The 9,583-nt window shown below is 60.2% G+C and carries 8 protein-coding genes; 5 read left to right on the top strand and 3 right to left on the bottom strand.

Annotation, left to right across the window (positions count from 1 at the left end; genetic code table 11):
* Positions 1 to 378: 378 nt before the first annotated feature.
* Complete coding sequence (gene ompA / locus AB5Y73_RS15720; protein ID WP_100646518.1) at positions 379 to 1,377, top strand: porin OmpA; 999 nt, start codon at positions 379 to 381, stop codon at positions 1,375 to 1,377.
* Between the two features lie 97 nt (positions 1,378 to 1,474).
* Here ompA and AB5Y73_RS15715 read toward each other — a convergent pair whose 3' ends face one another.
* Positions 1,475 to 3,169, bottom strand: a complete 1,695-nt coding sequence (locus AB5Y73_RS15715) for an NAD-dependent malic enzyme (RefSeq protein ID WP_005338379.1) — start codon at positions 3,167 to 3,169, stop codon at positions 1,475 to 1,477.
* Between the two features lie 69 nt (positions 3,170 to 3,238).
* Positions 3,239 to 4,096: an AraC family transcriptional regulator gene (locus tag AB5Y73_RS15710; RefSeq protein WP_162516069.1), complete on the bottom strand. Its 858-nt coding sequence runs from the start codon at positions 4,094 to 4,096 to the stop codon at positions 3,239 to 3,241.
* Positions 4,097 to 4,216: 120 nt separating this feature from the next.
* Between AB5Y73_RS15710 and AB5Y73_RS15705 the strand changes: the two genes are divergently transcribed.
* Both AB5Y73_RS15705 and AB5Y73_RS15700 read left to right on the top strand, forming a co-directional pair.
* Complete coding sequence (locus tag AB5Y73_RS15705) at positions 4,217 to 5,596, top strand: MATE family efflux transporter (protein ID WP_005338381.1); 1,380 nt, start codon at positions 4,217 to 4,219, stop codon at positions 5,594 to 5,596.
* Positions 5,597 to 5,719: 123 nt separating this feature from the next.
* Complete coding sequence (locus AB5Y73_RS15700; protein ID WP_005338382.1) at positions 5,720 to 5,968, top strand: YciN family protein; 249 nt, start codon at positions 5,720 to 5,722, stop codon at positions 5,966 to 5,968.
* Positions 5,969 to 6,001: 33 nt separating this feature from the next.
* Here the strand turns inward: AB5Y73_RS15700 and AB5Y73_RS15695 are convergent, their stop codons facing one another.
* A complete protein-coding gene (locus AB5Y73_RS15695) occupies positions 6,002 to 7,123 on the bottom strand; it encodes a GGDEF domain-containing protein (RefSeq protein ID WP_107682380.1) in 1,122 nt (373 codons plus the stop codon).
* A gap of 246 nt (positions 7,124 to 7,369) precedes the next feature.
* On the opposite strand from AB5Y73_RS15695, the gene AB5Y73_RS15690 reads away from it, so the two are divergent.
* Both AB5Y73_RS15690 and AB5Y73_RS15685 read left to right on the top strand, forming a co-directional pair.
* On the top strand, positions 7,370 to 8,767 hold the full coding sequence (locus AB5Y73_RS15690; protein WP_040066712.1) for a nucleobase:cation symporter-2 family protein: 1,398 nt from the start codon (positions 7,370 to 7,372) through the stop codon (positions 8,765 to 8,767).
* Positions 8,768 to 8,866: 99 nt separating this feature from the next.
* Positions 8,867 to 9,583 (top strand): protein ligase, encoded by a 717-nt coding sequence (locus AB5Y73_RS15685; RefSeq protein WP_368148207.1) that lies wholly within the window; start codon positions 8,867 to 8,869, stop codon positions 9,581 to 9,583.

Genomic DNA, 9,583 nt, shown 5'->3' with positions numbered 1-9,583 from the left:
CGGTGGATATTTACAACGCGGAGCGGCCGCATCATGCGTTGAAATACAGAACCCCCGATGCGGTACATAGGGGGTTCTGAGTAGAGAAATGCTAGCTGAAAATGTGTAAACCTATTTCAGGACTAGACATCTAGTTCTAGCTTGCATCCCTCACTCCCGCCTCCCTGCCCTTGCCTGCCCCGTCTCGAAAGCATAAAGTAGTTGCGCCTGTAAGGTATTGGATAAGCACTAAAAAGCGCTTCTTGTCCGGTCTGTTGTCCATGACGCCACTGCATCATGAGAGTCCAAAGCCTTCGCTATCCACTTTGCTGGCGATTTTTCGCAGCAATAAAAACAAGTGCATTGCCCGACATGGGCTAACACAACAAGGATAAACCGATGAAACTCAAAATGGCTCCTACTCTGATTGCACTGGCGCTCGCCGCCGCAGGCACCACAGCTCAGGCTGCCGATGACTGGTACACCGGTGTTGGTGCAGGTTGGGCATATGCCCACGGTCTGGATGATTTTGGCAAAGACACTGACAAAGACGCAACTGCGCTGAGCCTGTTCGGCGGTTACAACTTCAACGACTACTACGCAGCTGAACTGGGCTACCTCTACGCCGGTAAAGCGGGCGTGGACGGTGCCGATTTCAAAACCCAGGGTGCAACCCTCTCCGGTATCGCCCGCCTGCCGCTGGGCGACATCTTCTCGGTGTTTGCTGAAGGTGGTGCCTACTTCAATCACGTCAACGGCAATGGCAACAGCGACAACGGCACTGCACCGCTGGCGGGTCTGGGTCTGACTGCCAAGCTCTCCGACCTTATCGATGTGCAGGCACGCTACCGCTATCTGTGGAATCTGGGTGACGAGCAGAAAACCTGGGAGAGCGACATGAGCGTCGCAACCCTGGAGCTGGTGATGCACCCGAATCGCACCTCTTATGTTGCCCCGGTTGCCGCCCCTGCGCCTGAGCCGGTTCCCGAGCCGGTACTGGTCGACAAGAACTTCGCCCTGAGCTCTGACGTGCTGTTTGCCTTTGGCAAATCCACCCTCAAGCCAGAAGGTGTCGCAGCGCTGAATACGCTGTATCAGCAGATCGTTGATGTTCAGCCGAAAGATGGCAGCGCCGTGGTCGTCGGTTACACCGACCGTATCGGTTCTGATGCCTACAACCTGAAACTCTCCGAAGCGCGTGCCCGTACCGTGGCCGACTTCCTGGTTGGCAAAGGTCTGCCGGCTGGCAAAGTTGCCATCGAAGGTCGCGGTGAAGCCAATCCGGTCACCGGCACCCAGTGCAACAGCGTCAAGGGCAAGGCTCAGCTGATCTCCTGCCTGGCGCCGGATCGCCGTGTAGAAGTACGCGTCACCGGCGTGCAGCAAGTGACCCAGTAACCACGTCTGACAACACTAAGGGGATGAAGCTGCATCCCCTCAGGATGCAAAAAGGGATGCCGAGGCATCCCTTTTGCTTTGCGTCTTTTCGCAGAAATCAGAACGAGGTGCGGCGGTAGCGGCGATACTCCGGATGCCAGAAGTTGGCGTCGATGGCCTGATCGATCACCTCGTCCGGGGTCTGCACCGCCTTGCCCTGCAACATGGCGGTCTTGGCCACCATCTTGGCGATGTAGCGGGAGACCTGATGGATATCTGCCAGATCCGGCAGCAGAGATCCCTCCTCCCCTTTCACTAGCGGCGAGCACTCCGCCAGCGCACGGCTGGCCGACATCAGCATGGCGTCGGTCACCCGGGTGGCGCCGGAGGCGATGACGCCAAGGCCGATCCCCGGGAAGATGAAGGAGTTGTTGCACTGGGCGATGACGTAGCGCTTGCCCTTGTGCTCCACCGGTGCAAACGGACTGCCGGTGGCCACCAGCGCCTGACCGTCGGTCCAGCGGATAAGGTCTGCCGGCGTCGCCTCGACCCGTGAGGTAGGGTTGGAGAGCGGGAAGATGATGGGACGGGCACAGTGCTTGTGCATGGTCTTGACCACCTCTTCGGTGAACAGCCCCGGCTGACCGGAGACCCCGATCAGGATGTCCGGGCGACCATGCTCCATCACCTCCAGCAGGGAGATGTTGTCACCCACCGGCCAGTCGGCGATGCGCTCCACCGGTTGGGAGAGACGGCGCTGGAAGTCGAGCTGGTTGGGGATCTTGTCGGTGATAAGACCGAAGCGATCCACCATAAAGACCCGGCTGCGCGCCTGGGCATCGGTCAGCCCCTCGGCCTTCATCTGCGCCACGATCTGCTCGGCAATGCCGCAACCGGCGCTGCCCGCCCCGAGGAAGGCAACCCGCTTCTCGGAGAGCTTGGCGCCGGAGGCCTTGCAGGCGGCGATCAGGCTGCCCAGCGTCACCGCCGCGGTACCCTGAATATCGTCGTTGAAGCAGCAGAGCTCGTTCTTGTAGCGGTTGAGCAGTGGCATGGCGTTGTTCTGGGCGAAGTCCTCAAACTGCAGCAGGATATCGGGCCAGCGGCGCTTGACCGCCTGAATGAAGGCATCGACAAACTCGGCGTACTCATCCCCCGAGATACGCGGATTGCGCCATCCCATATAGAAGGGGTCATTCAGCAGTTGCTGGTTGTTGGTGCCGACATCCAGCACCACCGGCAGGCAGTAGGCGGGCGAGATGCCGCCACAGGCGGTGTAGAGGGAGAGCTTGCCGATGGGAATGCCCATGCCGCCGATACCCTGGTCACCCAGACCCAGGATCCGCTCGCCATCGGTCACCACGATCACCTTGACGTTCTGCTTGGTGGCGTTTTGCAGCATGTCATCGATCCTGTCCTTGTCCGGATAGGAGATAAACAGGCCACGGGCGCGGCGATAGATGTTGGAGAACTCCTCGCACGCCTTGCCGACCGTCGGGGTGTAGATGATGGGCAGCATCTCGGTCAGGTGGTTGTGCAGCAGACGGTAGAACAGTGTCTCGTTGGTATCCTGGATGTTGCGCAGATAGATGTGCTTGTCCATGTCGTTGCCAAACGCCATGAACTGGCGATAGGCGCGCTCGGCCTGCTCTTCGATGGTCTCGATATTCTGGGGCAACAGACCTTCGAGGTTGAAGTTGCTGCGCTCTTCGCTGGTGAAGGCGCTGCCCTTGTTGAGCAAGGGGGTCTCCAGCAGGGCGGGACCGGCGTAGGGAATGTAGAGAGGACGTTTCTGGTTATTATCTTCAAACATGGATCTTGGTACCTAAACGGTTAGCTAGACGCAGGGACCCGCCGATCCTAGGGGCTTGTCTCATTAATTTCAAAGAGTTTGCACATCCGTTGCAAAAGGTTTGCGACCCAGTCGACGAAAGGCGCCGGGGGTCTGACCAGTCAGACGACGAAAGCGGTTGGCAAAGTTGGCCCCATCGCTGTAACCGACCCGGGCCGCCAGCTCGCCAAGTGGCCAGTTGGTATAGAGCAGCAGCTGGCGCGCCTTGTTCATTCTGAGCTCGGTCACCCTCGCCATCGGCCCCATACCGAACGCTTGCTGACAGAGCCGGTGAAGATGGGGAACGGAGCAGGCCATCTGTCGGGCCAGCAGGGCGACACTCCAGGGTTCGTCCAGGCGCGCCTCCACCCGGCGAAACAGTGCCTGCAATCTGAGTTCAGGGGTGCCGCGCACCTCCCCTTGCAGGGTGCGCTCCAGCAGCGCCAGCAACAGGCTGAGCAGTTGAGGTTGCAGCGAAGAGCGAATCCCCTCCCCCTGCATCAGGCTGAGCAGATGGTAGAGCTGATCGCCGCCATCCCCTTGCCAGATACGGTGACCAAGGCGATGCAGGTGCTGCCAGCGCGGCACGTCATCGAGCAAAATCCAGCTGATCTGCCAGCTTTCGCCAATCAGCTTGAGCCCACCGGGCACGGCGGCCGGCAGGAAAATCAGCGATCCGGCCGGAATGGCTTGCTCACCCTCGTCGGTGAGCAGCGCGCCACCCTCATCGTGACTCACCATCAGGATGTGAAACTCGGGGCGATTGCGACGGATGAGGTAGTGATCTCGCACCCGGGAGAGGCCGGTCAGGAAGATCCCCGCCTCGCCGAGCAGGGGCAGCCCTTCACGTCCCAGCATCTGCTCTTCACAGGCTGGCGCTATCTCCAGACACTCGCTGGCAAATGGCATAACACCTCAACAGGATAGTTTTACACAAGAAAACCGAGAGCTACTCACAGTGAGAAGAGCCTCGCCAGCACCTATCATACCCCTGACAAACCTTGCTTTTCTCATACCCGGTTAACAACTATGAATTATTGGCAAGCGATTTTAAAACAAACCACCGATCGCGAGTTCATGACCCGATTGTGGCGGCTGGCCCTGCCTGTCTCGCTACAGTCCATGATGTTCTCCCTGCTCGGCCTCATCGATATCATGATGGTGAGCCAGCTTGGCACCACGGCTGTGGCGGCGGTCGGCTTGGGTAACCGGGTCTTCTTCTTCAATCTGCTGGTGATAGCGGGCCTCGCGGGCGGGGTCTCGGTATTGGCAGCACAATACTTCGGGCGCGGGGAGATGGCCGGGGTGCGCCGCTCCCTGGCGCTGGCCATAGTGGGCGCCCTGCTGGTCACCCTGCCCTTTGCCTTCATCTATGTGTTATCACCGGGCAGCGTACTGGGTTTTGCCAGTCAGGATCCGGCACTGCGGGCACTGGCGGATCAATTCTTGATGATCACCGGCGCCACCATCCTCTGTACCGCCATCGTAGTGCCGCTGGAGTCAGCCCTGCGCTCGGTCGGCAATGCCGCCGCTCCGACCCGCATCGGCATTATCGCCATCATCGCCAACGTCATCCTCAACTACGCCCTCATCTTCGGTCACTTCGGCTTCGAGGCGATGGGGGTCGCCGGTTCGGCCTGGGGCACCACCATTTCCCGGCTGCTGCAGACAGCCCTGCTACTGCTCTACGTAAAGCGTTATGAAGCGCGCCTGATCCCGCGCGCACCAGACTGGCTGGCCGCCTTCAAGCGCAAGGAGGTGGTGCGCTTTACCCTGATCGCCCTGCCGCTGCTGTTCCATGACGGCCTCTGGGCCTTCGGCATGCTGATTTACGGCTTTCTCTATGCCCATCTTGGCACCGATTCGCTGGCCATCATGACCACACTCGGCACCCTGGAGAGCATCCTTATCTCCCTCTTCTTCGGACTGGCGGTGGCCTGCTCCACCCTGCTCGGCCACCGGCTCGGGGCCGAGGAGTACGAGGTCGCCTGGCAGCACTCCCAGCTGTTCCTGCTGCTGGCACCGATTGGCGCGCTACTGGTGGGGATCATCGTCTGGCTGCTGCAAGCCAACCTGTTGCAGTGGGTCGGCAACCTGCCCCCCGAGCTGATGACGGAGGCGGGACAGGTGCTCGGCATCATGTGCCTCGGGATGCTGCTCAAGGTGTTCAACATGGTGGGGATCATCGGAGTGCTGCGTTCTGGCGGTGATGTGAACTACAGCATCTTTATCGACATCGTCGGCATGTGGTGCATCGGCATCCCGCTCGCCTGGGTGGCGGTCACGCTGCTCGGCTGGCCCCTCTCCTGGGTGGTGGCGGTGGTCTTGCTGGAGGAGCTTAGCAAGGTGCTGCTGGTGCAGCGCCGTATTCGCCAGCGCTGCTGGTTGAAGAATCTGGTGATCGGATAAACAGCCACAAATCGGGGTCATATCAATGACAGAAAAACCCTGTTTGCAGTATGCTGGGCGCCTCTTCAATCAGAGGCAGGGATCCACGGTTTCCCTGTCCAGTAGTCGTTTAAGGAGACGAGCATGCAACCACAGAAAGAGCTGATCACCGAGACGGCCCTGCTTGAGATGGCCAACAAGATCATCAAAGAGCATGAAGACTTCATCCACGGTATGCGCGCCGATTCGGTGGAGCAGAAGGGGGATATTCTGGTGTTCAAGGGGGAGTATTTCCTGGCCGAAGATGGCACCCCGACCGGCAAGACCATGGCAGTGTTCAACATGTTCAAGCTGCTGGCTCAGCAGCTCTCCGGCAAGTACAAGCTGGCCTGATCGCACCAGCTCATTGCCAACAGGATGCCGCCCTCAGGCGGCATCTGTTTTTACGCGGTTCTGACCCTCGACCACCACGCAGTTGCGTCCCGCCATCTTGGCCTGATAGAGGCACTCGTCAGCACGGTTGATCAGAATATCGATGGTGTCATCGGCACGAGCCATGGCAATCCCGATACTCACCGTCACCTCCAGCAATTCGTCCGAGGTGGGGCTCTTCACCAACCGCGCCTCGACGGCAATGCGCAGCCGCTCGGCCATTTTGCTCGCCAGCGCCGGATCTGCGCAGTTGTGCATCAGGATGGCAAACTCTTCACCACCATAACGCCCCAGCACCATGTCAGGCTCCAGCTGCTCGCCCAGGGTGGTAGCCACCTCCTTGAGCACCGCATCCCCCGCCAGATGGCCGTAGATATCGTTGATCCGCTTGAAGCGATCGAGATCCAGCAGCATCACCGCAAAGGGCTTCTTCTTGAGTTGCAGCCGGATTCTGGCCTGCTCCAGCTGCTTCATCAGCAGGCGGCGGTTCATCATGCCGGTCAGCTCATCGGTGGTCGATTCCCGATATAGCCGCAGCAGCATGTTGAGCTGGCCGCACTGCACCCAGCAGCTGGCCATGGTAAACATGCCGAGCACCCACACCTGATTCAGGGTGGCCTGACTCCAGATGCTCTGGCCCACCAGCAGCCAGTGGCCCAGCAGCATGGTCACCAGCACCACACCAGCCAGTTGCAAGCCGAGGGAGAGGGGGATGGGGAAGATGGCAAACAGGGTGATCAGCAGATAGGGAAAGGCCGCATAGCCCGCCTGCAACTCCTGTCCGGCGCCAAAGCTGTTCAGGCAGAAGAGGGAGAAGAGCATCATCACGGCCATCAGGTAGCCAAGGGCCAGCTTCATCCGTTCCCGCTTGAAGTGGATGAGATACGAGAGCGGAATAAGTGGCGAGAGCGCCAGGGTGCAGAAGATCCTGGCTTGGAATAGCTGCTCGAAATGAACGGCGGGCAAGGTCAACCAATCCACCACGGCCCAGGCGGGCAATCCGAGCATCAGCAAGCAGGTCAGCAGGCGCAAACGCACCGTCATAAAGCCCATGCGAGTACGAGTAAAGTCTTCGGAGTGAACCCTCGCACTCCAGAACTCTGACAACTTGAGCATCCAGAGTCTCCACGATGAATACTGAGGGCTCATTCTACACCTACAAAGTGGTAAAAATGTCATTAGCGGGGAGAATAAAAAGGAGAGGTCGGTCACACAAACCGACAGATGATAATCGCAGCGCGCAAACGTTTCAACCCATCAAAAAATAAACCTTTTTTTGCATAATTAGCGCTGGTCAGCCTCATTTCAATCACTACAATAGCGCCCAATTTTCTCCCCCTCCCCACACAATTCGAGGTACTTATGGAACAGGCTGCTGTCACACGCGCCAATCGAGAGGCACATCCACCCAGGCGAGCCCACAGCGAACTGGTCTATGGTATAGAGGATGTCCCGCCTCTGCCCCAGACGCTGTTCGCCGCCCTGCAGCATATGCTCGCCATGTTTGTCGCCATCATTACCCCGCCCCTGATTATCGCCAATGCCCTCGGCCTCCCTGCCGCCGACACCCGTTATATCGTCTCCATGTCGCTGGTCATGTCCGGCATCGCCTCCTTCATTCAAACCCGCCGCTTCGGCCCCATCGGTTCCGGCCTGCTCTCGGTACAGGGCACCAGCTTCAACTTCCTCGGCCCCATCATCGCCTCCGGTCTCGCCCTCAAACAGGCCGCCATGCCCACCGAGGATCTGTTGGGCACATTGTTTGGCACCATGATGGTTGCCGCACTCACTATCGTGGTGATGAGCCGCTTCCTCCATCTGGTGAAACGGATCATCACCCCGCTGGTCACCGGCATAGTGGTGCTGCTGATCGGCCTGACCTTGATCAAGGTAGGTCTCATCAGCATGGGCGGCGGCTATGCAGCCCTCTCTGATGGCAGCTTCGCCAGCCACACCAACCTCTTCCTCTCCCTGCTGGTGCTCGGCCTTATCGTGTTGCTGCAACGCAGTCGCAACCCCTGGTTGCGCCTCTCCGCCATCATGATCGCCATGCTGGCGGGCTATGCCGTGGCCCTGCTGTTGGGCAAAGTGAGCGCCCCCACCTTCGACGGCCCGCTGGTGATGGTGCCCATTCCGCTCCACTACGGTCTCGGCTTTGACTGGCAGTTGTTCGTGCCGCTCGCCATCATCTTCGTGGTGACGGCGCTCGAAGCGATCGGCGACATGACCGCCACCTCGGATATCTCCGGCGAGCCGCTGGAAGGGCCTGTCTATATGGAGCGGATCAAAGGCGGCGTGCTGGCTGATGGTGCCAACTCCATGCTGGCGGCGGTGTTCTCCACCTTCCCCATGTCCACCTTCGCCCAGAATAACGGCGTTATTCAGCTGACCGGGGTGGCCAGCCGCCATGTCGGGCTCTTTATCGCCGCCATGCTGGCGCTGCTTGGCCTGTTCCCGGCGGTCGCCAGCCTGGTGCAGCAGATACCCGAGCCCGTGCTGGGGGGGGCCACCATCGTGATGTTCGGCACCATCGCCGCCGCTGGCGTGCGCATCATTGCCCGCGAGGAGCTGGATCGCCGCGCCCTGATGATCCTGGCAGTGTCGCTGGCCATGGGGCTGGGAGTCGCGCAGGTGCCGGAAGTGCTGCAACACCTGCCGGAGCTGGCCAAGAGCGTGCTCTCCTACGGCGTCGCCACCGGTGGCATTACCGCCATCGTGCTCAACCTGCTGCTGCCCAAGCGCGAAGCGCGCCACTCCTGAGACACAGCCTACAGATAGCAAACAGCCCCGCACTGCGGGGCTTTACCTTGCCAGTCGCCACGGGTAGTGTGCTGGGCAGCCTTTTTTGAGGATGCCGCCATGCCCTATCGCCTGCTCTCCCCCCTCTCCAATACCGCTTCACCCGCACAGATACTGGCGCAAGAGCAGCACTGGCTGCGCGACTGTGCCCATGACGGCCAGCCCCGCGCTCACCTGTGGCAGGCGCCCCAATGCCTGATTGTCACCCGCAAAGATACCCGCCTCCCCCATTACGAAGCCGCCGGCCAGCAACTTGCAGATGAAGGCTGGCCAGTACATGTGCGCGACAGTGGCGGTACCGCCGTGCCCCACGGGGCGGGGATCCTCAACCTATCCCTGCTGCTGCCCCGCACCACCACAGATCTCGCCCACTACTACCGGCTGCTGGGGGCGCCGCTGCTGACCCTGTTGGCGGAGTACGGCCTTGAGGGAAGCTATGACTTCGTGCCCGGATCCTTTTGCGATGGTCAGTACAATCTGGTGATCGGGGGATGCAAGATCACCGGTACCGCCCAGCGCTGGCTGGCGCCGGGGCAGGATCATCAGGGCGCCGTGCTGGCGCAAGCCATGCTGCTGGTGGCGGGTGATGTGGATGAGGGAACCAGGATGGCAAGCCGCTTCTACGAGCTGGCGGGCGGCGAGCTGCGTTTTATGGCGAGAACCTCCACCACGCTGGCAAGCTGCATCGATTGGCGCGGTAGCGATCAGGCACTGGTAGAGAAAGTGCGAGCACGTCTGGATAGCCTGCTGAGCGAGGGACTATCCCCCTCATCCTGA

Source organism: Aeromonas sp. s7(2024), from assembly GCF_040907825.1.
Taxonomy (GTDB): Bacteria; Pseudomonadota; Gammaproteobacteria; order Enterobacterales; family Aeromonadaceae; genus Aeromonas; species Aeromonas veronii.
The sequence above is the reverse complement of the archived record's forward strand: the minus strand, read 5'-3'. Positions and strand labels throughout refer to the sequence as shown.

Excerpts from the sequence above, each read along its gene's own strand:
- ompA (WP_100646518.1), top strand. The coding sequence starts at position 379 with ATGAAACTCAAAATGGCTCCTACTCTGATTGCACTGGCGCTCGCCGCC.
- AB5Y73_RS15715 (WP_005338379.1), bottom strand. The coding sequence starts at position 3,169 with ATGTTTGAAGATAATAACCAGAAACGTCCTCTCTACATTCCCTACGCC.
- AB5Y73_RS15710 (WP_162516069.1), bottom strand. The coding sequence starts at position 4,096 with ATGCCATTTGCCAGCGAGTGTCTGGAGATAGCGCCAGCCTGTGAAGAG.
- AB5Y73_RS15705 (WP_005338381.1), top strand. The coding sequence starts at position 4,217 with ATGAATTATTGGCAAGCGATTTTAAAACAAACCACCGATCGCGAGTTC.
- AB5Y73_RS15700 (WP_005338382.1), top strand. The coding sequence starts at position 5,720 with ATGCAACCACAGAAAGAGCTGATCACCGAGACGGCCCTGCTTGAGATG.
- AB5Y73_RS15695 (WP_107682380.1), bottom strand. The coding sequence starts at position 7,123 with ATGCTCAAGTTGTCAGAGTTCTGGAGTGCGAGGGTTCACTCCGAAGAC.
- AB5Y73_RS15690 (WP_040066712.1), top strand. The coding sequence starts at position 7,370 with ATGGAACAGGCTGCTGTCACACGCGCCAATCGAGAGGCACATCCACCC.
- AB5Y73_RS15685 (WP_368148207.1), top strand. The coding sequence starts at position 8,867 with ATGCCCTATCGCCTGCTCTCCCCCCTCTCCAATACCGCTTCACCCGCA.